This window comes from Pseudomonas sp. WPR_5_2, from assembly GCF_003634475.1.
GTDB lineage: Bacteria > Pseudomonadota > Gammaproteobacteria > Pseudomonadales > Pseudomonadaceae > Aquipseudomonas > Aquipseudomonas izuensis.
In genome coordinates this window covers 537,200-563,019 of sequence record NZ_RBLA01000004.1, presented here as the reverse complement: position 1 = coordinate 563,019, position 25,820 = coordinate 537,200, and the positions used below count along the sequence as shown (strand labels likewise).

24 protein-coding genes and 1 pseudogene are annotated in these 25,820 nt (G+C 60.5%); 14 read left to right on the top strand and 11 right to left on the bottom strand.

Annotation, left to right across the window (positions count from 1 at the left end):
- The first annotated feature begins 138 nt into the window (after positions 1-138).
- From BJ917_RS18220 to BJ917_RS18190, 7 genes are all read left to right on the top strand, one after another.
- Entirely contained in the window at positions 139-567 is a 429-nt protein-coding gene (locus tag BJ917_RS18220) for a MarR family winged helix-turn-helix transcriptional regulator (protein ID WP_096513994.1), read from the top strand.
- Entirely contained in the window at positions 564-2,636 is a 2,073-nt protein-coding gene (locus BJ917_RS18215) for an FUSC family protein (protein WP_121104005.1), read from the top strand. The genes BJ917_RS18220 and BJ917_RS18215 overlap by 4 nt, the downstream gene beginning before the upstream one ends.
- Positions 2,633-2,842, top strand: coding sequence for a DUF1656 domain-containing protein (locus BJ917_RS18210; protein WP_096513992.1), 210 nt, complete (start codon positions 2,633-2,635; stop codon positions 2,840-2,842). The genes BJ917_RS18215 and BJ917_RS18210 overlap by 4 nt, the downstream gene beginning before the upstream one ends.
- A complete protein-coding gene (locus BJ917_RS18205; protein WP_096513991.1) occupies positions 2,839-3,726 on the top strand; it encodes an HlyD family secretion protein in 888 nt (295 codons plus the stop codon). The genes BJ917_RS18210 and BJ917_RS18205 overlap by 4 nt, the downstream gene beginning before the upstream one ends.
- A complete protein-coding gene (locus BJ917_RS18200) occupies positions 3,723-5,171 on the top strand; it encodes an efflux transporter outer membrane subunit (RefSeq protein ID WP_121104004.1) in 1,449 nt (482 codons plus the stop codon). Before BJ917_RS18205 ends, BJ917_RS18200 begins: the two co-directional genes overlap by 4 nt.
- A 92-nt stretch (positions 5,172-5,263) precedes the next feature.
- A complete protein-coding gene (locus tag BJ917_RS18195) occupies positions 5,264-5,899 on the top strand; it encodes an NADH:ubiquinone oxidoreductase subunit N (RefSeq protein ID WP_096513989.1) in 636 nt (211 codons plus the stop codon).
- A 270-nt stretch (positions 5,900-6,169) separates the two neighbouring features.
- On the top strand, positions 6,170-7,675 hold the full coding sequence (locus BJ917_RS18190) for a YdgA family protein (RefSeq protein WP_096513988.1): 1,506 nt from the start codon (positions 6,170-6,172) through the stop codon (positions 7,673-7,675).
- A 147-nt stretch (positions 7,676-7,822) separates the two neighbouring features.
- Here BJ917_RS18190 and BJ917_RS18185 read toward each other — a convergent pair whose 3' ends face one another.
- Positions 7,823-9,343, bottom strand: a complete 1,521-nt coding sequence (locus BJ917_RS18185) for an apoptosis inducing factor family protein (protein WP_121104003.1) — start codon at positions 9,341-9,343, stop codon at positions 7,823-7,825.
- A gap of 139 nt (positions 9,344-9,482) precedes the next feature.
- Between BJ917_RS18185 and BJ917_RS18180 the strand changes: the two genes are divergently transcribed.
- The 5 genes from BJ917_RS18180 (at position 9,483) to BJ917_RS18160 (ending at position 13,351) form a co-directional block, all read left to right on the top strand.
- Positions 9,483-10,046 carry a YbhB/YbcL family Raf kinase inhibitor-like protein gene (locus BJ917_RS18180; protein WP_096513986.1) on the top strand — a complete coding sequence of 188 codons (564 nt, stop codon included), beginning with the start codon at positions 9,483-9,485 and terminating at the stop codon, positions 10,044-10,046.
- A gap of 88 nt (positions 10,047-10,134) precedes the next feature.
- Positions 10,135-11,838 carry a VWA domain-containing protein gene (locus BJ917_RS18175; RefSeq protein ID WP_121104002.1) on the top strand — a complete coding sequence of 568 codons (1,704 nt, stop codon included), beginning with the start codon at positions 10,135-10,137 and terminating at the stop codon, positions 11,836-11,838.
- Positions 11,839-11,867: 29 nt separating this feature from the next.
- Positions 11,868-12,449 (top strand): RNA polymerase sigma factor, encoded by a 582-nt coding sequence (locus tag BJ917_RS18170; protein ID WP_256658556.1) that lies wholly within the window; start codon positions 11,868-11,870, stop codon positions 12,447-12,449.
- Positions 12,446-13,060 (top strand): hypothetical protein, encoded by a 615-nt coding sequence (locus BJ917_RS18165; RefSeq protein ID WP_121104000.1) that lies wholly within the window; start codon positions 12,446-12,448, stop codon positions 13,058-13,060. Before BJ917_RS18170 ends, BJ917_RS18165 begins: the two co-directional genes overlap by 4 nt.
- A gap of 81 nt (positions 13,061-13,141) precedes the next feature.
- A complete protein-coding gene (locus BJ917_RS18160) occupies positions 13,142-13,351 on the top strand; it encodes a hypothetical protein (protein ID WP_096515604.1) in 210 nt (69 codons plus the stop codon).
- Positions 13,352-13,583: 232 nt separating this feature from the next.
- Here the strand turns inward: BJ917_RS18160 and BJ917_RS32345 are convergent, their stop codons facing one another.
- Positions 13,584-13,823 carry a pyocin S6 family toxin immunity protein gene (locus tag BJ917_RS32345; protein ID WP_096513982.1) on the bottom strand — a complete coding sequence of 80 codons (240 nt, stop codon included), beginning with the start codon at positions 13,821-13,823 and terminating at the stop codon, positions 13,584-13,586.
- A 14-nt stretch (positions 13,824-13,837) separates the two neighbouring features.
- Complete coding sequence (locus BJ917_RS18150) at positions 13,838-14,128, bottom strand: colicin E3/pyocin S6 family cytotoxin (RefSeq protein WP_305955486.1); 291 nt, start codon at positions 14,126-14,128, stop codon at positions 13,838-13,840.
- A gap of 30 nt (positions 14,129-14,158) precedes the next feature.
- Between BJ917_RS18150 and BJ917_RS32785 the strand changes: the two are divergent.
- Both BJ917_RS32785 and BJ917_RS32780 read left to right on the top strand, forming a co-directional pair.
- Positions 14,159-15,409 (top strand): annotated as a pseudogene (locus BJ917_RS32785) (cache domain-containing protein); the annotation flags it as partial.
- Between the two features lie 93 nt (positions 15,410-15,502).
- Positions 15,503-16,267: a methyl-accepting chemotaxis protein gene (locus BJ917_RS32780; RefSeq protein WP_372237736.1), complete on the top strand. Its 765-nt coding sequence runs from the start codon at positions 15,503-15,505 to the stop codon at positions 16,265-16,267.
- Between the two features lie 262 nt (positions 16,268-16,529).
- Here BJ917_RS32780 and BJ917_RS18140 read toward each other — a convergent pair whose 3' ends face one another.
- Genes BJ917_RS18140 through BJ917_RS18105 form a run of 8 tightly spaced genes read right to left on the bottom strand, consistent with a single transcriptional unit; the run spans position 16,530 to position 25,820 of the window.
- A complete protein-coding gene (locus BJ917_RS18140; protein ID WP_121103996.1) occupies positions 16,530-18,008 on the bottom strand; it encodes a VWA domain-containing protein in 1,479 nt (492 codons plus the stop codon).
- Positions 18,009-18,064: 56 nt separating this feature from the next.
- The gene (locus BJ917_RS18135; protein WP_096513978.1) at positions 18,065-18,571 is read right to left on the bottom strand and encodes a hypothetical protein; all 507 of its coding nucleotides are present in this window, start codon (positions 18,569-18,571) and stop codon (positions 18,065-18,067) included.
- A 4-nt stretch (positions 18,572-18,575) separates the two neighbouring features.
- Positions 18,576-19,319 carry a hypothetical protein gene (locus tag BJ917_RS18130; RefSeq protein ID WP_121103995.1) on the bottom strand — a complete coding sequence of 248 codons (744 nt, stop codon included), beginning with the start codon at positions 19,317-19,319 and terminating at the stop codon, positions 18,576-18,578.
- Between the two features lie 34 nt (positions 19,320-19,353).
- A complete protein-coding gene (locus tag BJ917_RS18125; RefSeq protein WP_096513976.1) occupies positions 19,354-20,898 on the bottom strand; it encodes an SUMF1/EgtB/PvdO family nonheme iron enzyme in 1,545 nt (514 codons plus the stop codon).
- Positions 20,888-22,111 (bottom strand): ABC transporter permease, encoded by a 1,224-nt coding sequence (locus BJ917_RS18120; protein WP_096513975.1) that lies wholly within the window; start codon positions 22,109-22,111, stop codon positions 20,888-20,890. Before BJ917_RS18120 ends, BJ917_RS18125 begins: the two co-directional genes overlap by 11 nt.
- The gene (locus tag BJ917_RS18115; RefSeq protein WP_096513974.1) at positions 22,095-22,796 is read right to left on the bottom strand and encodes an ABC transporter ATP-binding protein; all 702 of its coding nucleotides are present in this window, start codon (positions 22,794-22,796) and stop codon (positions 22,095-22,097) included. The genes BJ917_RS18120 and BJ917_RS18115 overlap by 17 nt, the downstream gene beginning before the upstream one ends.
- Before the next feature lie 10 nt (positions 22,797-22,806).
- Positions 22,807-24,798, bottom strand: a complete 1,992-nt coding sequence (locus BJ917_RS18110) for a vWA domain-containing protein (RefSeq protein ID WP_177435597.1) — start codon at positions 24,796-24,798, stop codon at positions 22,807-22,809.
- The gene (locus BJ917_RS18105; RefSeq protein WP_121103994.1) at positions 24,798-25,820 is read right to left on the bottom strand and encodes a hypothetical protein; all 1,023 of its coding nucleotides are present in this window, start codon (positions 25,818-25,820) and stop codon (positions 24,798-24,800) included. The genes BJ917_RS18110 and BJ917_RS18105 overlap by 1 nt, the downstream gene beginning before the upstream one ends.

The following is a 25,820-nucleotide window of genomic DNA, read 5'->3' as shown; positions in this document are numbered from 1 at the left end:
TTCTGCAGGAGCGAGCTTGCTACAGGCAGAAGATTTGTTTCAAAACTTGACGGAAAATCCCTTCCAATGCCATATTGATAGTTAGCAAACTAACAGTGTGTGTTTTCCCTCGTGCCGAATAATCTCGACGCTCTGCAGATGAACATCAGCAGCTCCATGGTGGTGGCCGCCCGGCATTGGCGAAAGATCTGCCAGACGACGCTGGTCAACTATGGAATATCCGAAGCCTGTGCCGTCCCCTTGCTGATGATCGGGCGTCTGGGCGATGGTGTCCGGCAGGTGGCCGTGGCGCAGGCGTCCGGGATGGAGAGTCCGTCGCTGGTGCGACTTCTGGACCAGCTGTGCCATGCCGGTCATGTCTGCCGCACTGAAGACACCCAGGACCGCCGCGCCAAATGCCTGAGCCTGACCGATACGGGTCGTATGCTGGTGCAAACGGTCGAGATGGAACTGGTGCGATTGCGCAATGAAGTGCTCGAAGGCATCGACCAGCGTGACCTGGAGGCTGCGTTGCGTGTGTTGAAAGCCTTCGAGTCGGCGGGCCAATTGCCGGTGACCTACTCTTGAACGGTTTCTTTTCCGGCATGCCCCCGGCGCGCGACTGGTTCTTCGGTGTGCGAACCTTCGCGGCGTCGATGATCGCGCTGTATATCGCCCTGCTCATGCAAATGCCGCGTCCGTACTGGGCGATGGCCACGGTGTATATCGTTTCCAACCCCTTCGTCGGCCCCACCAGTTCCAAGGCGTTGTACCGTGCGATCGGTACCTTTCTGGGCGCCGCGGCGGCGGTGTTGTTCGTGCCGATGTTTGTCCAGAGCCCTTATTTGCTGGTGCTGGTCATTGCACTCTGGACGGGGATCTTGCTGTTCCTGTCCCTGCATTTGCGCACCGCCAACAACTACGCCTTGATGCTCGCCGGTTACACCTTGCCGCTGATCGCCTTGCCGGTGGTGGATAACCCGCTGGCGGTGTGGGACATCGCCGAGTCGCGCACCGAGGAAATCTTCCTCGGCATCGCCGTCGCGGCGGTGGTCGGCGCGATGTTCTGGCCCCGGCGGCTGGCCCCCGTGTTCAACGATTCGGTGAGCAAATGGTTTGCCGATGCGTCGACGTACAGCCAGCGGTTTCTCAGCCGCAACGTGCAACCGGATGAAGTGAGTGGCTTGCGCGCGTCGATGGTCGCGACCTTCAATAGCCTGGAATTGATGATCGGCCAGTTGCCCCACGAGGGCTCGCGACCGCAAACCGTGCGTAATACCAAGGAACTGCGCGGGCGCATGATTCACTTGCTGCCCGTCATCGATGCCCTCGACGATGCGCTTTACGCCCTCGAACGGCGCACTCCCGAGCTTGTGGACAAATTCGCGCCACTGCTCGGCGCAACCACCGAATGGCTGCAGCATAAAGACGCCGACATTGACCGATGGCAGGCGTTGAAGGATCAGCTCGAAGCCCTGCAGCCCAGTGCCGAGGCGCTGGAGGATCGCAAGCAGCTGCTTTTCTCCAACGCCCTCTATCGTCTGGGCGAATGGATCGATCTGTGGCAAGACTGTCGCAGTCTGCAAATCGCCATCCAGTGCGAAAACCAGGCCAGCTGGCGCGCGGTGTATCGCCATTGGCGGCTGGGCCGGCTGACGCCGTTTCTGGATCGTGGCCTGATGCTTTATTCGGCGGCGTCCACCGTGACCGCGATCATTGTCGCGTCGGTGCTGTGGATTCTGCTTGGCTGGACCAACGGCGGCAGCGCGGTAATTCTGGCCGCCGTTGCGTGCAGCTTCTTCGCCTCGATGGACGACCCGGCACCGCAGATTTACCGGTTCTTTTTCTGGACGGCGATGTCGGTGCTGTTCGCCAGCCTTTACCTGTTTCTGGTGCTGCCTAACCTGCATGATTTCCCGATGCTGGTGCTGGCGTTTGCCGTGCCGTTCATTTGCGCCGGCACCCTGACGGTCAAGCCGCAGTTTTACCTGGGCATGCTGCTGACCTTGGTCAACACCTCGTCCTTCATCAGTATTCAGGGTGCCTACGACGCGGATTTCCTCAGTTTCGCCAACTCCAACCTGGCCGGTCCCATCGGCTTGCTGTTTGCGTTCATCTGGACCCTGGTTGCCCGGCCATTCGGCGCCGAACTGGCAGCCAAGCGCCTGACCCGTTTCAGCTGGCGCGACATTGTCAGCCTCACTGAGCCTGCGACGCTGGCCGAGCACCGGCAGCTGGGTGTGCAGGTGCTGGATCGCTTGATGCAGCATTTGCCTCGCCTGGCCATGACCGGCCAGGACACCGGCATCGCCCTGCGAGAAGTGCGTGTGGCGCTGAATCTGCTGGACGTGCTCGCCTATACGCCACGGGTTCACGGCGTACCGCAGGCACTGTTGCGGCAGGTGGTGGCGGAGGTCGGCGAATACTTCAAGGCGTGCCTGAAGGCCGGCGAACGCCTGCCGGCGCCGAGCCCGCTGCTGATGACCATGGATCGCACCCGCCGCGCCCTTGCTGGTGCGGGTGACGATGAAACCCGTCTGCATCTGCTGCACGCCTTGAGCGGCCTGCGCCTGGCGTTGTTGCCCGGTGTTGAATTTGTCGGTTCCGTCGAGCTCGAAGAACCGCTTCCCCACGGCATCGATGGAGCGCCTTTATGATCGGTGATCTGGATATCGGCGGGGTGTTCCTGCCTACGCTGCTGGTGCTGATGGGCATTACGTATGTGTTGTACCTGCTGGTGCACGGGGTGCTGACGCGCTTGCACTTTTACCGTCTGGTCTGGCACCGGGCATTGTTTAACGTGGCTCTCTACGCCTTGCTGCTTGGCGTCGTGAATTCACTCAGTCGATACCTGATGACATGAAAAAACCCTTTTTGACCATTGGCCGTGTGGTCCTGACCCTGTTGATCGTGACCTTCGCGGTCGTCGTGGTCTGGCGCATGGTGATGTATTACATGTTCGCCCCCTGGACCCGCGACGGGCACATCCGTGCCGACATCGTGCAAATCGCCCCGGACGTGTCCGGGCTGATCCAGCAGGTGGAAGTGCGCGATAACCAGTTGGTCAAGCGCGGGCAAGTGCTGTTCAGCATTGACCCGGACCGATTCAAACTGGCCTTGCGTCAGGCGAAAGCGGCGGTGGCCGACCGCGAGGAAACCCTCGCCCAGGCCCAGCGCGAAGCCAAGCGCAACAAGGGCCTCGGCAATCTGGTGCCGGGCGAACAGCTGGAAGAAAGCCAGTCCAAGGTAGCCCGCGCCCAAGTGGCGTTGATGGAAGCCCAGGTGGCCGTCGACAGTGCTCAGCTGAACCTCGACCGCTCGGTGATCCGCAGCCCGGTGGACGGCTACGTCAACGACCGCGCGCCGCGTACCCAGGAGTTCGTCAGCGCCGGCCGGCCGGTGCTGTCGGTGGTCGACAGCAATTCCTTTCACATCGATGGCTATTTCGAAGAAACCAAACTGGACGGTATTCAGGTTGGCCAAAGCGTCGATATTCGTGTGATTGGCGACCGCGCGCGGCTGCGTGGCCACGTGGAAAGTATCGTCGCCGGTATCGAAGACCGGGATCGCACCAGCGGCAACAACTTGTTGCCCAACGTCAACCCGGCGTTCAGTTGGGTGCGGCTGGCCCAGCGGATTCCGGTGCGGATCGCTTTCGATGACGTACCGGCGGACTTCCGCATGATCGCCGGGCGTACGGCCACCGTGTCGATCATTGACGACCAGAAACGGGAGCCCGCGCAATGAACAAGGCCTCGGGTTTGATGGTTGCCGGTTTGGGCTTGCTGCTGTCGGCGTGTCAGGTGGTCGGGCCGGATTATCACCTGCCGGACGAGGCCGCGATCCACCGTGAAGACTTGCAGGGCAAACTGGCGGTCGATGGCAAGCCTGTGGTTTCGGACCCGGTGCCTGCCGATTGGTGGCGTCTGTATCGGGATCCGCGACTTGACCAGATGATCCAGCAGGCCATGGCGTCCAATACCGATTTGCGCGTGGCAGCGGCCAACCTGCAACGGTCCCGCGCCCAGGTCGACGAGGCCGAGGCGGCAGGTGGGTGGAGCGGTGGCGTGAAGATGGGCGCCCAGCGTTTGCAGGAGTCCGGTGAAGCGTTCTTGCTGCCGGAGAAGGTGCCGGTGGCCAACATCGGTGAAATCGCCATCAGCGCGTCGTACCAATTCGATCTGTTCGGCAAGCTGCAGCGCGGCATCGAAGCGGCCAAGGCCAGTGCCGATGCGACCCAAGCCGCCGCCGACACAGCACGCATTACCGTGGTGGCCGATGTGGTGCGCGCCTACACCCAAGTGTGCGCGGCCAACGAAGAGCGGGAAATCGCCCAGCATTCCCTGGATCTGCAAGCCCAGAGCACCACATTGATCCAGCGTTTGCGCGACGCCGGGCGTGGCGATGAAACCCAGGTCACCCGCTCGCAAACTCAATTCAAATCCTTGCGCGCCGACATGCCGCGTTATGAAGCGGAGCGCCAGGCCGGGCTGTTCCGCCTGTCGATGTTGTTGGCTAAACCGGTGGATCAATTGCCGGCCGGGACCGATAGCTGCGCCGAACTGCCGAAAATCGCCCAATTGGTGCCGGTGGGCGATGGCGCTGCGCTGCTCAAACGCCGTCCCGATGTACGGCAAGCGGAGCGCCGACTGGCGGCTTCGACCGCGACGATCGGCATTGCCACGGCTCAGTTGTACCCGGACGTCAGCATCGGTGCGACGGTCGGCACCGTGGGTATTCTGGAGAACCTCGGTGAGCCCTCCACCAACCGTTGGGGCTTCGGGCCTTCGCTGACCTGGACCGTGCCGACCAACGGCGCCCGCGCGCGAATCCGCGAAGCCGAAGCGGCCACTCAAGGTGCGCTGGCGCAGTTCGACGGTGTGGTGCTCAATGCGATCCGCGAAACCCAGACGAGCCTTGCCCAGTATTCCGCTTTGTTGCAACGCCGTGACGCCCTGGCGGACGCCGAGCAATCGGCGAAACTGGCCGCCGACCAGACTCACCGTTTCTTTCAGGCCGGTCGCGCCTCGTTCCTCGCCGACTTGCAAGCCACCCGAACCTACACCGATGTCCGAGCGCAACTGGCCGCTGCCAATACCCAGGTGGCCGCTGGTCAGATCAATCTGTTCCTGGCATTGGGTGGCGGTTGGGAAAGCGGACGAACGCAAGCGTCGAACTCCGGCAAACCCTGAGGCCGTTGCTATGCTTTGAAGTGTTGAAAGGGCGTTCTTGAAAAACGCCCCTGCTTCGTACAAGGCTTGCGCAGGTCATGGGGAAACCAATAATGAAAAACCCTTATGCTCTCGGCTTCTGGTGTGCCGTCGTGGCGTTGGTGCTGCTCACGGCGACGTATTTCTACGGCATCATGCTGGCCCATCAGATCGACAAGGCGCTGGTGTTTCTCGACAGTGCCGTCGCGCTGATTGCCGCCATGTCCATCGCGGTGGTGGCCTGGGCGTCGGTCCAGACTCAGCGGATCAAGAAAAGACAACTCGAACAAGGCAAGACCCTGGTGCTGATCTGGGACACCAAGGTCGCGCTGCGCCGTGTCGAAACGGTGTTCGACCGCTATTTCTGGGGCAGTTACTGGCAACCGGGGCGTACGTTCCAGGAGGTCATGGGCGAACTCACCGGCACGCCGCTGGAAAAAAGCCTCGAAACCCTGAAGAAGCAATGCCTGGAGCTGGACAGGCAAGTGGCGGACGACGGCCGGCACTGGCTCAACAATGCCCGGGAACTGGCTGATGTTGCCACCGCCATGGCCCGCGAACGCTATCAGCTGGACTTCTGCGACCCCCGTGGGGAAGTGACGGGCGGTGCGGTGATCAACCGGGATTTTGAAGTGCTGGTGTACACCTGGACCGCGCGGCTGAAAACCTTTGATCATCAGCTGGATGAGATCGAAGTGCAGTATTCCTGATTCTGTGTTGGCAGGACTGACGCCATCGCTGGCAAGCCAGCTCCCACAGGTTTGGGTGATCCCTGTGGGAGCTGGCTTGCCAGCGATGGCGATCTCATGAACGCCAAAACCCTCACCCGCCTATGACACTCTTTCACCTTTAATCATTGGGCCGCCCCGCGCGCCGGGTGCTAATCTGCACCCCACTTCGAGCGCAGTCGTGACCGCCACCCGTCATGGGTTCAGGGAAGACGACCACACATTCAACAACGGACATTGATCGGGTCATTCATGAATAAATCAGCAGGCGTGCTTCTGGGCATTGTTGTCGCCATTGGCGCAATCAGCGTCGGCGGGGCGTGGTACACCGGCACCAAAATCGAAAGCGTGCTGAACACCTCCCTGGTCGACGTCAATCAGCAATTGCAGGCCGCGCTGGTCGGGCATAAAGGCACGGCGACGGTAGAACTGGTGTCGCTGGAGCGCCACGTATTCAGCAGCACCGCGCACTATCGCCTCAAGGCTGAAGGGGAAATGTTCGGCGAGGCGCCGGTCGAGCTGCTGTTCGTCGATCGCCTCGAACATGGGCCGCTGCCGTTCTCGCGCCTGGTGTCGCTGAAGTGGTTGCCGGTCTTGGTCACCAGTCATTACGAGCTGGAAAAAACCCCGGCCACGGAAAAATGGTTCGCCGCCGCCCAGGCTGCTTCGCCGCTTAAAGGCGTGGTGAACATCGGCTACGACAACTCCACCAAAGGCTCGCTGGAATTGCTGCCGCTGGAAACGGCGCTGGATGACAAGTCCAGCATGAAATTTTCCGGTCTGAAGATTGACGTTGCGGCCTCTGCCCAGGCGCAGAAGGTCAAGGCCGACGGTTATATGGACAGTCTGAAACTGACCACCGTTGCCGAAGACCAGACTCCGGTGCAGGTCGAGTTGAGTGGCCTGACCCTGGCCAGCAACCTGAGCAAAAGTACCTACGGTTACTACACCGGCGAGAACACCGTCGTGCTGAGCAACAGCAAGACCACCTTCGGCCCGAAACAGTCGGTGCTGGGCTTCAAGAATTTCGAAATGAAGAACCAGACTTCGGAATCAGGCACCAACGCTTCGGGGCGCGCCGATTACAAGATTGGCGAAGTGTCCCTGAACGGCAAGGCTGTCGGTTCTGCGCAGATGGCCTTGAGCCTGAAGAACCTCGACATTCCTTCCGCCATGGCGTTGATGCAGATTTACCAGACCCGACTGCAACCCTATGAACAGGCCGTTGCCGAGGCGACCGCGGCGGGCCAACCGGCACCGGAGCTTCAATTGACCGAAGCCGAAGAGGCGCAGCTCAAGACCCAACTGGAGCAATTGCTCGCGGCCGGTCCGCAGGTAGCGCTGGAGAACCTGTCGTTCAACACCACCAATGGCGAAAGCCGCGCCAACCTGGTACTCGACCTGACCAAGCCGCAAGCGATCGACCTGCCGGCCGATCAACTGGTCCGGCAGTTGATTGCGTTACTGGATTTCAATCTGCAAGTGTCCAAACCGATGATCATTGACGTGCTCACCGTGCAGTCGCAAATCGACGGACAGACCGACGCCAAACTGATCGCCGATCAGGCCAGCGCTACGGCCGACATGTTCAGCAGCATGGCCGTCGGTTCGCAGTTGGCCAAACTGGAGGGCAACAACATCGTCAGCAAATTGCACTACGCCAACAACCAGGTGGAGTTCAACGGCCAGAAAATGACCGTCGAAGAATTTGTCGGGTTCCTGATGAGCAAGTTTGGCGGCACTGGCGAAGTCCAGTAAAAGCCGAGCCGCTCAAAGCCCTGTAGGAGCTGGCTTGTCGGATCGCCGCAGCGCAGCGAAAGCGGTGGATCAGTCGACACATTTATCGTCTGAAAGAATGCTTTCGCTGGCGAGCCTGCTCCTACAGGGGCGGCGTCATGTCGCGTTTCATCCGCGAATCAAGCGCCACGCCTCATCCACCGGCAGCGGCTGTTTCATCCGTTCGGCGAGCATCGCCATGGTCTGCTCTTCATCGCAGGCCACGGCGGCCGTCACCACGCCGTTTTTGCCGAACAACCCGATAAAGGGCGGGTTGAAAGGATCACCCTTGAATTCGACTTCGTCCCACGCCTGGGCGTAGCCGAGGTAGTCGTAGTTTTTGCCGAAGTGCCAGGTCCAGAAATACGGTACGTCCAGATAGTGCTCGTCGCCACCGAGCATGTTCGCCGCGGCGATCCGCGCCTGTTGCTGGGCCAGGCGCCAGTGTTCGATGCGCAGGGGCTGGCCGTTGAGCGGGAAGGTGGCGATATCACCGGCCGCCCAGAGGCCGTCGGTCACGCGCATGCCGCCATCAACCCGCAGCGAGTGATCTTTTTCCTTCGGCAGGTCGGTGAACGCTTTGGTCGCCGGGCTCACGCCAATGCCGACCAGCACCAGATCCGCCGGTAACCGTTGGCCATTGTCCAGGTGCACGGCTTCGACCTTGTCCGTTCCTTCGATCTGCGAGGCTTCACCCTGGATATACACCACGCCATTGGCCTGATGAAGTGCAAGGATCGCCTTGCCGACGGTTTCGCCGAACTGCCTGGCGAACGGCACCGGCTGACGGGCCAGCACGGTAACGTCGAGGCCGTATTGGCGCAGGGACGAAGCGGATTCCATGGCGATGAAGCTGTCGCCGATGATCACCGCCCGCTGGCCGGGCTTGGCGCCTTCGAGGATCTGCCGGGCATGATCCCTTGAGCGTAAAACAAACACGTGCGGCAGGTCGGCACCGGGCAGTGCCAGGGGTTTGGGCGTGCCGCCGGTTGCCAGCAGCGCGGCGTCATAATCGAGCGATTGTCCGTCGCTCAATTGCAGTGTCTGGTTTTCGGCATCCAGGCTCGTCACTTCAGCGGTGATCCGCTCAATGCGTTGCTCTTTATAAAAGTCTTCATCGCGCAGGGGTGGGACGTCGTCCGGCGGCGTCTCCCCGGAAATCACAAATTTACTCAATACCGTACGGTCGTAACCGGCACCGGTTTCCCGGTCGATCAACAGCACCCGCCCGCCGAAGCCTTTTTCCCGCAGTGCCGCCGCCGCTGCCGTGCCGGCGGCGCCGGCACCGATAATCACGAAGGTACGCTCGTCATCGGCCGGCGGCGTGTGGGCATCCGCCAGTGGTTGATCGTCTACCCAGACCTCGCCGTCACGCACTTCGAGCGGGTAGCGCTTGAGGCTGTCGAGGGCTGGCGGTTCACACAATCCGCCGTCTTCGATGCGAAACTGAGCCTTGTGCCACGGGCAGGTCAGGCGTCCATGGCAAAGCGCGCCCTCGGCCAGCGGCGCCCCGGCGTGAGGGCATTCGCCTTGATAGGCACGCAATTGATCGCCGACTTTCAGCAGAAGGATTTTGCTGTCCTCGATCTTGACTTCAAGGCCGCGGTTTTCGGGGACATCGGCGAAACGGGCGACGCGATGCAGGGTCATGATCGCTCTCCAGGCAGGCGTTTCACTTAAGAGTTTGGCCCTATTCTTGAGGTTCAGCCAAATCCCACTGCCACGGCGCGAACGGTCCAGCTATAGTTTGCACGCCGACGACGGCCCCACCCGCTTAAGGTGCTCCGGTATGACCCGATTGACCTCTCTGAACCCTTGGCTGGCGGCAGTAGCAGTCGCCCTTTGCGTGCAATTTCCGGCGCAGGCGGCCCAGGAACGTTTCACCCTGAACATCCCAGGCGTATCGGATGACCGTTTGTTCACTTCGGCCGCCGCCAGCGATGCCCAGGGTTGCGGCGGGAAAAATCTTTCGCCGGCGTTGAGCTGGAACAGCGGCCCGACCGGCACGCTGAGCTACGCCATCGTCATGCACGACCCGGATGGTCAGAAAGGGCAGGGCAGCGATCACTGGATTCATTACGGCATCAAGGCCGCCACCCGCCAGATTCCGGCCGGTGTCGGCGCCAAATCCGCGCTCGAAGGCGTGGGCGGCACCAACAGCAAAGGCACCACGGGTTATGTCGGTCCTTGCCCACCGGTTGGCGACAGTGCACACCATTACATCATCCAGATCTACGCCCTGGACCTGGCCCCGGATGCCTTGCCTGCCGGCCTGACCCGTGCGCAATTGCTGGAAAAAATCAAAGGCCATGTGTTGAGAAACAGCAGTGTGGTGCGTCGTTATCACCGCTGAAAGATTTTTTCGCACGGGTTAACCCGAAGTATTTGGGCTGTCCGTCTCAGAGGATGAATGGATCAACTTCCTCCTGAGGTCAGCCCCCATGCTCCTTCCCCTGCATTTTCTCCGCCCGGCCGCCCAGGGGTTCGCCACTTGGCTGCTGCTGGCAATAGCCGGTTGCGGTGTTTCGTCCAAACCCGAGTCCGCGGCGGTACCGCCACCGGCCCAGTCTGAGGTGAAAACCGAAGCGTTGGTGGAATACGAAGCGCCCATGGCCGATGCTGCGATGGCCAAGCGCAGCGTCCGCACGGCACCCGGTTTCGCGCCGATGCCGGCCGGTGAGACTTATCCACAAGGCTATCGCGACGAACAACATGAGCAATACCAGGCCCTGGCCGACAACCCGATCCACAGCGTCGCCGAAGCACCGGTCTCGACCTTCAGCGCCGACGTCGATACCGGCGCCTACGCCAATGTCCGCCGTTTGCTCAACCAGGGGCGCCTGCCTCCGGAAGGCGCGGTGCGACTGGAGGAAATGGTTAATTACTTCCCTTACGACTACGCCTTGCCCGCGGATGGCTCGCCCTTCGGCGTGACCACCGAACTGGCGGCGTCGCCATGGAACCCGCATACCCGCTTGCTGCGCATCGGCATCAAGGCGTCGGACCGTGCAGTGGCGGAGCTGGCCCCGGCGAACCTGGTGTTTCTGGTGGACGTGTCAGGCTCCATGGACCGCCGCGAGGGTCTGCCGCTGGTCAAAAGCACGCTGAAATTGCTGGTCGATCAACTGCGCGAACAGGATCGGGTGTCACTGGTGGTCTATGCCGGCGAATCCCGTGTGGTGCTGGAGCCGACTTCCGGACGGGAAAAAGCGAAGATTCGTACCGCCATCGACCAATTGACCGCGGGCGGCTCCACCGCCGGAGCCTCGGGCATTGAGCTGGCTTATCAAATGGCGCAGCAGGCGTTCATCCCCAAAGGCATCAACCGCGTGCTACTGGCCACCGACGGTGACTTCAACGTCGGTGTCAGCGACTTCGACAGCCTCAAGCAAATGGCTGTGGATAAACGCAAGACCGGCGTATCCCTGACCACCCTGGGTTTTGGTGTGGATAACTACAATGAACACCTGATGGAACAACTGGCCGACGCCGGCGATGGTAACTATGCCTACATCGACAACCTGCGCGAGGCGCGCAAGGTGCTGGTGGATCAACTCGGATCGACCCTTGCCGTGGTGGCGAAAAACGTGAAACTGCAGGTGGAGTTCAACCCGGCGCAGGTCAGTGAATATCGACTGCTGGGCTATGAAAACCGCGCGTTGAAGCGTGAGGATTTCAGCAATGACAAGGTCGATGCCGGTGAACTCGGGGCAGGACATACGGTAACGGCGCTGTACGAAATTGTCCCCACGGGCGAGAAGGGCTGGCTGGAGCCACTGCGCTATGGCAAACGGGGCGCCGCGGTTTCCGACAAGAATGGGGAGTTGGCGATGCTGCGTGTGCGTTACCAGCTACCGGAAGGTGGGAAGAGTCGCCTGATCGAACGACCCATCACCGATAGCGTGAAACCCGCCAGTGACGATCTGCGCTTTGCCGCTGCCGTCGCCGCGTTTTCCCAACAGCTCAAGGATGGTCGCTACACCGGCGAATTCAGCCTCAAAGACACAGAAGCGCTGGCCCGTGAGGCACGAGGCGATGACCGCTTCGGCCTGCGTAGCGAGTTCGTGCAGTTGGTGGAGCTGGCGCAGAGCCTGCGCAGCACCATGGCATCGAATCCAACCGCCACTGACCGACGGATTGAATAGTGAGCCGACTCAAAGGGTTCATCAGCCAGCTGTTTGCACCTGCGAACAGCGTTGAGGCCAGCAGCGACGAATCGTTGCTGGCCCGCTATCGCGAGGGCGACGGCGCGGCGTTCGAGATTCTGTACGCACGCCACCGTCAGGGGTTGTACCGGTTTCTGCTGGGGCTCAGTGGCAGCGCGGAACGGGCCGAGGAGGTGTATCAGGAAACCTGGTTGAGTCTGATCCGCAGCGGCAGTCAGCCACAAGGCCGGGCGACTTTTCGTACCTGGCTCTACCAGATTGCTCGCAACCGCTTGATCGATCACTGGCGCAAGCACGGTGTTCATCAACCGCTGCACGACAGTTACGACGAACAGGCCCATGCTCTGGCCGACGACACATCCGATCCCGAGCAACTGCTGAGCCTGAGCCGCGACAGCCAGCGCCTCGAAGCCGCCTTGCAAGCGTTGCCCGCCGACCAGCGCGAAGTGTTCCTGCTGCGCGCCTACAGCGATCTCGACCTGCCGCAGATCGCCACCCTCACCGAAACACCGCTGGAAACCGTCAAGAGCCGCTTGCGTTACGCCCAGCAAAAACTGCGTCGGCTGCTGGCCGAGGAGGTACTGACATGACTGACGCCCGCCCGACACCCGAAGAGCAAGTGCTCGAACACTACCGTGAACACACAAGTGGCGAACCACCGGCGCATCTGGACGCTTTCATCCTGGCCTCCGCGCAGCGCGAAGTACCCGCACCGAAGCCAACCCTGTGGCAACGCTGGGTTCGCGCCTGCCAGAAACCCCGCTGGCAAGTGGCATTCGCCAGCCTCGTCGGCGTCGCGTTGATGCTGGCGTTGGTACAACGTTCACCCGAACAAGTGCCGAGTTACGACTTCGCGCCTGCGCCCAAAGCCACCGCTCCGGTCGTCAAAAAAGAAGCCGAGCCGACAGCTGCCCGCTCACTCTCCGCCCCGGCCGGCGCAATGCCTGCACCCGCAGCACCGATGGCGGAATTGGCAGCCCCTGCTCAAAGCGAATCCTTCAGCGCCGACATGGCGGACGAAGCCAAAGTCAGCAAGCGCGCAGCGGCACCGGTGAAATCGCTGGACGAGCAGCTACGCGAAGTCCTGCGCCTGCAAAAATCCGGACAGACGCAAGCCGCTGACAAGCTGCTGGCAGACCTGCACAAACGCTTCCCCAACGAAAACCTCACCACCCGACTCAAGGCCCTGCAAAAAAACTGACCTGCCCAACCCCCGGCGATTTGGCATCCGCGTCCGAAAGCGCGCACTATCAAGCCATCGCCGATGGGGTTGGAGGAAACCGTGGCAAAAAAAATCGACCGCATCGCCCAAATGCTCAACTGCCCGGAAAAGGGCGAGGAACTTCGGCGCGCGATTACTGAGAGTCGTAAGGATTTTCTGCTGAATCGGCCGGAAGAAGGTGAGGTTGAGGAAGAGGACGTTCTTGACGAGGAAGAGTTCGAGGACGACGAGGATGATGAGTACGACGAGTTTGATTGGACGACGGAATGACAAAAAAGCCGCTTTGGCGGTTTTTTTATTAGCCCGTCATTCTGACTACCCTGAAATATAGATCGTGTTAAAGAGATATCCTCAATCCCTATAATCGCCTACAACACGGCCCCTGCCGGTTGATGCGCTTCGGTGCTGAGACTGCTCAGGGTTTTTTTATTGCCTGAATTTTTCTGCTTACCAATTCAGCGGCGACCTGTTCTGGCGTGCTGTTACGGGCCCAACTGGCTAGCTAGGCTTCTAGCCCGATGAATAGATCCAGGTCGCTGGGTAACTGCTCGTTAATCGCGGTCGCAATCCGCTGACATTGGTCGCCTGTAAGCAGCCATTCGCCGTCAGGGCTTTCTGTAAGGCTTGGCCACCCCAGCACTTCTAGCACCGCTGGCTCAAACTGCGACGGTACGTCTAGTTCATATTTCAGCGAAGAATCATCGCTGTCGCCCGATAAAAAACCTGTGATGCATAGGTGCATGATTTTCCCCTAAATTACTTTGGAGTTGTTCTGCCAGGCTCGGCGTCCTTGGTCCGCTCTCCTGTATCAGGGTTGAATTCTCCCAGATGCTTTCCTTGTTTGTCGTATAGCTCAACCCTGCCATTTTCAGAGTCCCACTCATAAATACGGCCTTTACGATCTTTCCAGCGTCTACGCAGACCGCCCCCGCCCTTTACAGAACTCTTTGACTTGTCTTTCACTGCATCTGGGAAAGCTGTCAGCCCTTTGGGAGCTGGGTGATAGTTGTGATCGCCGCCAATAGGCCGAGCAAACACCACATACATCGACTTCAGCCGACATTCCTTATCAAACGCATGGCGTTCCCTTTGGTTAACTCCTCGGGGAGGCATTCTGGAGAGCGTGAAGCGCGCCGGGCAAAAAAGAGTTTTGCGGCATTTGTCCGAATCGGAGGGCGGTTTTATCCGGGGATTCTTCCGCGTCTAGAAAAACGAACAAAGATGTTCAGTATTCTATTCATCGGTCGATACAGCTCGTGCCAATCAACAATAACGCCTTCGTGGACACGACCCGTTATGAATAAAAACCTCCGATTCAGCCACAAGATCCTTCTTGCGGCGTCGCTGATCGTGGTAGTCGCCTTCGCGCTATTCACGTTGTACAACGACTACCTCCAGCGCAACGCCATTCGCAAGGATCTGGAAAACAACCTCCATGAAATGGGCGATGTGACGGCGGCCAACATCAAGAACTGGTTTGACGGTCGCACTTTGCTGGTTGAAAACCTGGCGCAAAACGCGGCCTTGAACCCGGAGATGGCCAGCATCACCACGTTGATGGCACAGAAAACGCTGGTGTCGAGCTTCCCCAGCACCTACGTCGGTACCACCGCAGGCGAGTTCGCCATCCTGCCTGATGCGAAGATGCCCGACGGCTACGATGCTCGCACGCGCCCTTGGTACAAGCTTGCCGAGGCCAGCAATAGCGTCGCCATGACCGAGCCGTACGTGGAAATGGCCACTAACACGCTGGTGGTCTCCATGGTGGCGGCAATCCGCAAGTCAGGGCAGACCGTCGGTGTGGTCGGCGGTGATGTGAGCTTCGGTGCGCTGGTCGACATCATCAACAAACTGGATCTGAGCGGAGTGGGTTACGCCTTTATGGTCAGCTCCGATGGCAAGGTGCTGGTCCACCCCGACAAAAACATGCAGATGAAGAGCCTGAGCGACCTTTTCCCGCAGGGTACGCCACGGATCAACGGCGAGTTGACTGAAGTCCAGGCCAATGGCCAGACCCGCATCGTCACATTCGCCCCGATCAAGGGCTTGCCTTCGGTGAACTGGTACATCGGCCTGTCCATCGACAAGGACAAGGCTTTTTCCAGGCTCAGCGAGTTCCGTGCGTCGGCTGTTGTGGCCACCGTGTTCGCGGTGGTCTTCATCATTGCCCTGCTGGGCATGCTGATTCGTCTGCTGCTGCAACCTCTGCAGGCCATGAGCAAGGCCATGGAAGATATCGCCGAAGGTGAAGGCGACCTGACCAAGCGCCTGGTCATTCATACCCAGGACGAGTTTGGCATTCTCGGGAACGCCTTCAACCGCTTCGTGGAACGTATTCACACCTCGATCCGCGAAGTGTCGTCGGCCACCGAGCAGGTCAACGAAGTGGCTCTGCGTGTGGTGAGCGCATCGAACGCTTCGATGGTCAATTCCGACGAGCAGGTCAACCGCACCAGCAGCGTTGCCGCTGCGATCAATCAACTGGGGGCTGCCGCCCAGGAAATCGCGCATAACGCCGCGCAAGCTTCGCAACACGCCAGCTCCGCCCGCCACTTGGCCGAAGAAGGCCAGCAAGTGGTCGATCGCAGCATTCAGGCCATGAACCGTCTGTCGGACCTGATTGTCACCTCCAGTTCGCATATCGAAACGCTGAACAGCAAGACCGTGAACATCGGTCAGATCCTCGAAGTGATCACCAGTATCTCCCAGCAAACCAACCTGCTGGCGCTCAACGCGGCCATCGAAGCGGCGCGCGCCGGCGAGGCGGGTCGTGGCTTTGCCGTGGTCGCTGACGAAGTTCGCAATCTGGCTCACCGCACCCAGGAATCGGCGCAGCAAGTGCAGAACATGATCGAGGAGCTGCAAATAGGCGCCCGTGAATCGGTCAATACCATGGGCGAAAGCCAGCGCCACAGCCAGGACAGCGTGTCGATTGCCAACCAGGCAGGCGAGCGCCTGGGCAGCGTGACCCAGCGCATCGGTGAAATCGACGGGATGAACCAGTCGGTGGCCACCGCCACTGAAGAGCAGACGGCCGTGGTTGACTCGATCAACATGGACATTAATGAGATCAACACACTGAACCAGGAAGGCATGGAGAACCTGCAGTCCACCTTGCGCGCCTGCTCGGACCTGGAACAGCAGGCCAGCCGCTTGAAGCATTTGGTGGGCAGCTTCCGGATCTGACGGGTTCCAGGGAAAACAAAAAAGCCCCAGAGCTTGCGGTCTGGGGCTTTCTCGTTCTTGCGTATGGTGCACCAGGCGGGATTCGAACCCACGCCCCCTACTTTGGAGGGCAATGCGGTACAGGAATCTCGGTCGGTCGCAAATGACTCTAAGTGCCTCTCGGTTAAGTGAGCTCCCACACTTGCATTTATGATCGACACAAACCCTGTGGGAGCGAGCCTGCTCGCGAATAGGGCCAGCTCAATTCAGGATCAATCCCAAGTTAGTCGCACTTGGTACTGCTGGATACTTCCTTGCTCGCCTGTTTCAACAGGTTGCCCAACTCAGCCGCATTGGTGCTGTTGTAAACCCGACCTCCGGTGTTTTCAGCGATACAGCGTGACGGGCCGCCAGCACCGATTTTCACCACGTTGACCCGCAGGCGCGGTTGTTCCCTGGCGATTCGACGGGATACCGCGCAAACGTCCTGCCCGCAACCGTCTTCACCGTCGACGAACATCACGATAACCGCATCGTTATTGCGCCCGTCGACGGTACTCGCCGCGTGGGCCAGGCTGTCGGCCAGCGGTGTTCCGTCGTCGGGAACCAGACCTCGAATTCCGTTGATCAACCGCGGGCGGTCGCCGAACTTGAACAGACCCTGGTCCGGTGTTCTTTCGCAGCCGGCGAAGGTGATCAGGCGTGTGTCGATCTTCGGGTCCAGCCCGTTGATCATGCCGGCCAGCGAGTCCTTGGCGATGTCCATGCGGCTGGGTCTGGCGGTAAGCCGCATGGTGCGGTTCGGGTCCAGGAGTTTGTTGATGTCAGGACCGTAGAACCAGTCCTCGTCGGCTTTCACTGACTTGATGTTCAAATCCATGGAGCCCGAAGTGTCGAGCACCACCACGAACTGCGGAACCTCTGACTTCGGCGCTGTTTTGCGGCATGCGAAGTTGTCCAATGTCGGGGTTGGTGGCGGGGCAGCCACTACCGGTTTTGGTGGTGGAGCCGGTTTGGGTGGCGGAGTCGGCTTGGGTTCAGGTGCCGGTGCCGGTGCCGGTTTTGGTGGCGGGACCGGCTTGGGCTCCGGTACCGGTTCTGGCTTGGGTTCGGGTGCCGGAACAGGTTTCGGTTCCGGCTCCACGACAGGCGCGGGGGCAGGCTCAACCGGTTTCTCAACCGGCGCAACCACCGGCGCCACAGGTGCCACAGGTGGCGCCACGACAACCGGCTCACGGTGCAGGAACCACCAGAGCCAGAGCGCCAGGAGCAGCAACAGCAGCGCGAGCAAGGCCGCCGCGATCCACCAGCCTCGACGCGACGGCGGCAGCACGGGCGCGACCGGCACCACCGGCGGCACGATCGGTTTGGGCGGACGCTGGTTCCAGCGCACCACCAAAGGCTCACCGTTGAGGCTGTAGAGTTTGTCCAGCTCAGGCGTGCCAAGCAGGCTGCGCAGGTCATCCGCTTCTGTCGATTGACCGCGTTTTTGCAGTTCATCCGCCAGCTGTCCGAGGGACGTCTGACGCACTTCATAGGTTTCCAGCAAACGTCGTCGCGCGTCCTCATTGAGATCGGCATAAGGCGTGGGTTGGCCACCCAGTTCGGTCCACCACTCCATCACGTCGCCGCTGCCCATCCGCGGGATGGCAAACAGGCTGGCGACGGTCGGCGGAAAGTGTTTCTGGATGAGGGCGACTTTGGCTTGCAGCGCACTCATCCCCTCCGATGTGGCTTGCGCATCCCTGATGACCCGCTGCATGACGACGATTCCTGAAAAAGTGCAGGCATCCATCGGGATGCTTGCAGGGTGAAAAGTTACTCTTCGTAGCCGAGGCTGAATTGCAGCTGGTTGACCTTCTTCTGCAATGTTTTCAGCTCTTGCTGCTTGGCCGCCAGCGTCGCGGGCGTTGATTTGGTCGTTGGCGCCGCTTGCGAAGCCTTGAGCTGTTTCTCGAGGTCGGCAATCTGCTTCTGCACCTGGGCTTCATTGCCACGCCGGGCCTTGAGCGAGGTCAGCAGTTGCGCCAGCGACTGATTCAACGCCGCCTGGGCTTTCTGCTGGCTGGCCAGATCGGTCTTGGTGCTGAGCTGCTGGGCCTGAATGTTCTCGTACACCTGGCGGAACATTGCGTTTTGCTGCCGGGACTCGCTCAGTGCCAGTTCCTTCTGCTTGACCTGATCGCTGTAACCACCGGAGTAGTCGCAGTTCATCTTGGTCAGCATGCTGCTGTCGCGATTGGTCGCATCGCATTCGCCGGGCTGGCTCGCGCAACCGCTCAGGGCCAGGACGGCAGTGATGAGCATCAGTTGTCTTGGCGTCATAGGCTTAACCCAGGGTGATTGCGGAGCGTTGGCTGTACAGAGCGTCGACTTCCTTCTGCAGGCTGGCGACTTTCTGGTTCATTCTTTGAATGTTCATCTCCACTTGCCTGATCTCGGCGCTGGAGCCTTGTGAACGCTCGGCGTCCGCCACTTTGCTGTACTCGGTGACTTTGGTACGCATGTTGGCCAGGTCTTTACGCAGTCGCGCGATGTCCGAATCGATCCCGGCGATTTGCGCCTGAGCCCTGCTCCTGTCGACTTTCTTGTTGGCAATGTCCTTTTTGATCTGGGCAATTTGCGCATGGTCATCATTGATCACTTGCTGAGCGGTCGCAGTCCGGGCGATCACGTTCTGCGTGTCTTGTTCGACGTCGCTGTTCATCTTCGCCAGGCGGGTGGTGGTGTCGGCGTATTCGGCGCGACGTTGATCCAGGTAATAGTTCGCGCCCATGGCCACGCCACACGCGGTAATACCGGCGGCGATGACGCACACGGTTTTGTTGTTGCTGTTAGACAGTGCGCAAGCGAGGATGCCGACACCGGCGCCGACGGCGCAGGCCTGGTAACCGGACTTGCTGAAGAACTCTGCGTCATTGCCCTGGGTCAGGCGCGGGTCGGCACCGCCGCCTTCGCTTTCGCCTTCGCCCAGCATGGAGCTGCCAGTGTTGGCGCAACCGCTCATTAGCAGGCTGCTGGCGACTACGAAAGCGATCTGTAGCTTGAAGCGAGTCCAAAGGCTGCGCGACATGGTGAAACTCCTACGTAACGGTGTTGACGCATTGTTATTGAGTGACGGTTTTGCAGCTGGTCAGCCAGGCTTCAGTGTCGATTTTCTGCTTTTGCAGGAACGCCTTCTGATTGGCCCAGTGGGTGCGCAAGTAAGGTTTGAGGTCTTGCAGTTGTTTGTTGCGGGTGATGATTTCTTCCATCACCGGGACTTGCGTTTCAAGCAGTGGCTGGCCGTACAAGGTAGCCGATTCCACCAGGCTGCTGGCGTAGTAACGGCTGAGTTTGTGCAGGCGATCCTTTTGCTCGTCGAGCTTGCCTTTACGCATGTCGCAACTGGCATCTTTGTCTGCGCTTTCGCAGTTGAGCTTGTAGTTCTTTTGCAGGAAGTCCACGTACTGGCCGTCGTCGAGCATCTTGGTGCACAGGAACGCACCCAGGTTGAGGCTGGCGCGGATCGCCTGGTCGCGGGTTTCTTCCTGCTGCTGGTTACTGGCGCGCAGTTGGTTCTCCAGGGCCTGGAGTTTTTCCTTGAGCGCTTTGTCTTCGACGCCTGAAGCGAGGCTGTTCAGGGATTGTACGGTGCCTTTGTCGGCGGATTCGGTTTCCTTGCTGCCGGTGCCGAGTTTCTTCCAGCTGCTTTCGATGCTGGCGACCCGTTCGCGAGAGGTGAGGGTCGGGGAGACCAGCACCAGTCGCAGGCCGGTGGTTTTGTTTTTTACCTGGCCTTCGGCGTTGTAATACGGCTCCTCCTTACGCAATGCCGTACGCAGGTCGGCCTGCGCGGTCAGGTAGTTGCCGCCACGGACGACGTAACCGCCGGCCTGACCGTGCTGGCGGTCGAGTTTGTTCAGGCGAAACGGCTCAAACATCATTTCGTCGACGTTACCGAGCATGTCATGCAGGCCCAGCGGATTGGGCTTTTGCAGACCCGTCAATTGCACTTTGCCGTTGGACGATTGCGCCCCGGCGAACCACTCGTAGGCGTTGATGCCTTCTGGCATCGGGTAGTGCGTGTCGCGGAATTCAGCGGCACCGACTTCCAGCCCGCCGCGCGCGGCGAACTCCCACTCGACTTCGGTCGGCAGGCGCAGGAAGCCTTGCGCCCCGTCTTCCTTGGGCAGCTTGCCGGTGGCGTTTTTGCGCAGCCACAGGTTGTACTTGTCGGCGGCTTCGATGGCTTGCACCCAGCTCACCGCCGTTTGCGGCAAGCGCATATTGGTGGTGGCGGTGGGGCAGGTTGCTTCGGTCAGTGCGGCGTATTGCAGTTGACTCATCTCGTACTTGGCCATCAGGTAGTAGCGGGATTTGTCGTTCTTGGCCCCGGTGAAACTGCCGGCGATAAAGGTTGGACGGGTCTGTTCGACATAGCCGTATTCCGCGCCGTCCTGACCGATGTTGATTGGGTAGTCATCCAGCGGACCGGCGACCGGAATAAACACCTTGCGGAACACCATCGAGCCTTCGCAGGGCATCGGCAGCACGACGTCGCCAGCCACGGGCATCGGGTTGTAATACTTCTCTTCCCAGCCCGCCGCCGAGGCGTCGAGCAAGTAGCCGAGGCTCAGGGGTAACAGCAAGCCAAAACGTTTATAGCTCACGCAGACTCTCCGCAGGTTGGATGTTGATGGCTCGCAAGGCGCCGATCGCGGCCACCAGTGCAGCGACCAAAAAGGTCAGGAGCAGGGCGGCCAGGCCATGCCAAACAGTGATGTGGCAAACGAAGGTGCCGGTGGCCTGGCTGCTGCCGAGCAGGTAGTTGAACAAATGACTGCCCACGGCATAAAACCCCAGGCCGCCAACGTAGCCAACCAGGCTCAGCAATAGCGCTTGCAGGACCACGAAACCGCCTACGGCCCTGCGTTTGAAACCCAGCAGACGCAAGACCGCCAGGCTTTTGCGTTTGCGATCAATGTTGGCCAGGAACGCGCCGACCATCGACGCCACACAGCCGATCAGCGCCGCCATGGCGATCACACCGAAGATCAGCCCCAGCACGTGGTTGATGGCTTTGACGTTGTCGATGTCGGCCAGTCGGCTCGACGTTTCGATGTGTTGTTCGTTGAGCCAGTGTTCCAGCGGCGCGACCTGATCGATGTCACGCGCATACACGCGGGCGCGGGCGTACAGCGGTTGTAGATTACCCGGAGGCTTGCCGGTGATCACACCGAACTCACTGACCTGATAACCGTCGCGAAAGCGCTCCAGATCCAGCAGCAGCGGCGGGGCGACAAACCCGGCAGCGCGACCGAAGCGGGCACCGTCGAGCACGGCCAGTACCGTCAGCGTCATCTCGCCGCGTTCATTGACACCTTCCAGACGTCGCAAGGCCCGCAGCTGCACGCTGTCGCCGGCCTTGGCCTGCAAGCGTTGCGCTGCGCTGGCGCTGAGGATCACTTGATTGCCGACGGGGTTGAGTGACGCCAGGTTCAGTTGTGGGTCGCCCGATTCGGTGGCGATGATTTCCGCACCTTCGACAAACCGTTGCATGCCCATCAGCAGGTCAGCCTGGGTATTGAGCGAGCGGGTCTGGCCGAGGGCAAAACCGGTCTCGGGGCGCTGGCGCAAACGCTCGATCCAGGCCGTGTCGTAGTTGCCGTTGCTGAGCATTTTCACTTCAAGGTTGCGCGGGTCGCGCAGCAGTTCGTCCTGCAGTTGGCTGACCACCCCGTGTTTGAGCCCGAACAGCAACAACAACGGCGCGATCACCGCCACCAGGGAGGCGGCGATGCACAGCGAGACCTTGCGGTCGTGCCAGAGGTCTCGCAGCGCCAGTGAGCCCAGCAGGCGCAAGCGATCAGTCCATCGGTTCAAACAGAGTCTCCCCCTGATGGCTGATAGCGCCGAGTCGCGGCAAGCCGAAATCCTTCAACAAAACCCAGTCATGGGACACAACGAGCGCACTCAGGCCCATGCTCGACACCAGGCTCAGGAGCAACTCGAACAAGCGCCGGGCACCGTGAGGGTCGAGCGCGGCGGTCGGCTCGTCGGCCAACAGCAGCAGCGGTTCATGGGCAATTGCCCGCACGCAAGCAACGCGCTGGCGTTCGCCGATCGACAGGGCCTGAGGTTGTTTATCCAGCAACCCTTGCAGGCGCAATACGTCAACGGCGTGGTCGATGTGATCGCTTTTTGCAGGCATCCCGAGCAAACGGCGCGGCAGGCTGATGTTGTCACGCACACTCAGGAACGGCAGCAAGCCGCCGCTCTGCAAAATGAATCCCAAGTGCCGTGAACGCACCGCTGCGAGCGCCGGCTGGTCGTCAGTGGCCAGCAGTTGGGCGATATCCTGAGCGTGCGTCGGGCCCAGCCGAAAGCGCTCGAGTTCCACCGGCGCGAGCAACAGGCCGATGGCTTCGAGCAACGTGCTTTTGCCGCTGCCGCTCTCGCCGGTGATGGCGAGGATTTCCCCGGCGCCGACCTGCAAGTGCGGCAGCCGCACGTTATGGGCGTGTGCGCCTTCACCACGGCGCACCAGCAGGTTCTTGATATCGAGCATCTGCGTCTCTTTAAGGCATCATTTCCAGTGGCACGGGGTAGACGTTGTCCCGCGCATCGCTGTCTTTGGCTAAAGCGACCCAACGGTCTACATCGGCGTTGTAACGCTGGTAATGCCGCAGTTTGGTGTTCAGCGTGCGGATGAATTTCTCTTGTGCCAGACCATCCCAGCTCTTCCAGGTCTCTTCATCCAGGTTCAGCACTTCACTCTGATAGGGCAGGTCTTCGAGGTATTCGCCGAGGACGCCCATGTCCGCCAGTTTGGCCTTGCTGTTCTGTTTGAGCTGATTGGGATCGGCGCCCATGGTCGCCGCCACCGAACGCAGGCGATCGAACATTTCCGTCGGCGAAATCAGGCCTTCGTTGGCGGCATCGAGAATCTGCTTCATCACGTCGCTCAAGTCGCTGAGCTGTGACTTGGTCAGCAGCACCCGCACGTCGGTGGTCGGGATGTTCTGCTTGATCAGGTCGCGGTCGGTGATCCATGCCTTGAATACTGGCGGGGCTTTGCTGTTGGTCTTCTCGCCGAGATAGGCGAGTTGCATGGCGTGGCCGATCAGCGCCGCGTCTTCGAGCATCTTTTTCTCGGCCGGGTCCTGTTTGGCGTTCGCCGCACTGCCGATGGCGTCTTCTCCCATATAGGCGGCTTTGACCTGTGTAGTGATCGCCCCGGCCAGTGCGTCGACCTTTCGACCGAATTCCTGCACGTCGCCAGCGTTCACCGGGTAGTACAGCGAGGTGTTGGTACCCGGGTAGGTCGACAGGTTCTGGTACTGCGCCTCGGCCTTGGCGTGGTCCTTGGCCCCGGCCGGGGTTTTCAGGTGCAAGGTGTAAATCGCCACGCCCGGGTTGGCGGCTTCGATACGCACCTGCGCGGCGCTCAAACCGGTCTTCGACAGCTTGTCGTCGCCTTCGATGGCGCCCGCATCGGTGATCAGCACCACGTAGCGTGCGCCGAACTGGCTCCAGTCGACCTTGTCGATGCTCTCCATGACGCCGGCAAACGAGTCTTCATCGAAGCTGCTGCTCGACACGGTGGCCTGTTTGAGGTCAGCGATCTTGGCGAAAAAGTCGGCGCTGTCTTTCACCTGAGTCGGGTCGGCGTACATCTTGGTGGTGTATTCCAGCCCTGGTACCGCCTGGGTGTTGGAGCGGAAAGCCACCAGGCCGAACTTGACCTGCTTGCCAAGATTCTGCGCTTCGATCTTCTGATATACCTTGCGGATCGCCTCGCGGGTGCGGTCGATGTAGGGGTCCATCGAAATCGTCGAGTCGATGACAAATACCACGGCCGCACTGAATTCCTTCAGCTGGTTGGCCTTTTTCTCCTCGGCCTCCTTGCTGCCGGTAGCGCTGTTGGCAGCTGCGCCCTTGGCGTTCTTGTCATCCGGCTTGCTGACGGAGGCGACGTTGAGCAGACGCGTGCGGAAACCGCTTTCGGTCATGACTTCTTCGCCACTGAGCACCGGCAGCAGGTAGAACTGCTTTTGCAGGTCGACGAAGTATTCCGGTTCTTCAGCCAGTACGCCCGGTGCCTGCTGGCCCTTTTTCAGCGTGGCCCGCAGCGGCGCGACTTTGCTGACCGGGTCCGGCGCATCAAGGATGCCTTCGACGGTGGCGCGGTCCTTGAAGAACAGCAGCCGGTCGCGGTTGGCCGGGTTGGTGAAGGCCAGCGTCAGTTGCATCTTCCAGTCGGTGGTGCAGCTGGCAGGCAGCCAGCCAATGGTTTTGCCGTAGCTGTCGGGGCCGACTTTCAGCCACTCGGCGTTGTTTGCCTGGGCGCGCTCGTACACATAGAAGCGGCTGAAGACCGGTTGTGCGTCACCTTCGGCACCGCCCGCCGTCGGGCTGATTTTGCAGCCGGGCGTGGTCAGCACGCGCTGGAACAGGGTTTTTTTACCAGCCTGAATCAGCGGTTTGTCATCGGCCTGGGACAGCGGGCTGATGCACAGCGCGAGCAAGGCGGCACCGCTCAGCAGGAATCGACTCAGGGGCGAACGCATCACTTCTGCAACTCCTCGAAGCGCTGCTTGGCTTCGGCGTTGTTCGGGTCCTGGGTGAGGATGGTTTCATACCAGTAGGCGGCGGTGGCGTTGTCCGCGGCCGGGAAGCACTCGCTGGCCTTCAGGTATTTAGGGTCGTATTCACGGGCATAGGCGTTGGCGATCAGCGCGTCACCGGCCTGGGCACGGTTGGCGTACAGGCGCTGGGCAACGCCGCAGTGTTTGCCAGCCTTGGCCTGGTTAATGATTTCCAGCAACTTGGCACTGTCGGGTGCTGCCTTGATGCAGGTCTGGACGAAGGTCAACTCGGGTAGGCTGTTCATGCTGTCGAGGGTGCAGGCTTGAGCGTCGGCGCCGGCTGGTGCGGCGGCAGTGGCTGCAACTGCAGGGGCCGGGGGACGTTTGTAGAACCAGAATCCTGCGCCTGCCGCCAGCAGCAACACCACAATCAATAGTCCGATCAGGCCTTTGTTGCTTTTCTTCACCGGTGCCGGAGGCGGTGTGTAGGCAGGCTCGGTGAGTACCGACTCCAATTCCACTTCTGGCTCGATGGTGGACAGGGTCAATTCAGGTAGATCCGGGATCTCCGGAACCTCCGGTGCAGGTTCGCTCGGCGTCGTCAGTTCGGCACCGCCGTAAGTCGAGCGTGTCTGGCCGCCGGCCGTGGACGGCAGCAAGCCGACGCCTGGTCGAACCACGCCTTTGTCAGTGTGGCCCTGGCTCTGTTCGCGCAGTTCGATTTGGAATTGCGAGTTGGCACTGCCTTCCAGCAGGGGGTCGATCACGCTCGGGCCGACCTGCGTTTCCAACGCTTCGCCGTTGGTGGTGAGGTTGAAACGCGAGACCTTGAACCAGAATGGATTGTTGCTCCACGCCTTGTGGTCCTGGAGGTAAAAACCGTCCTGGTTGCGCTGAATGGAAAACTCCAGCTGTTCCTCGCTACCCTGCCACTTCTTCACAGTGAGGCGGGCCTGGCCAGGCACATTGGGCTCTAACGCGAGCAGGTCGACACGAATTGGCAT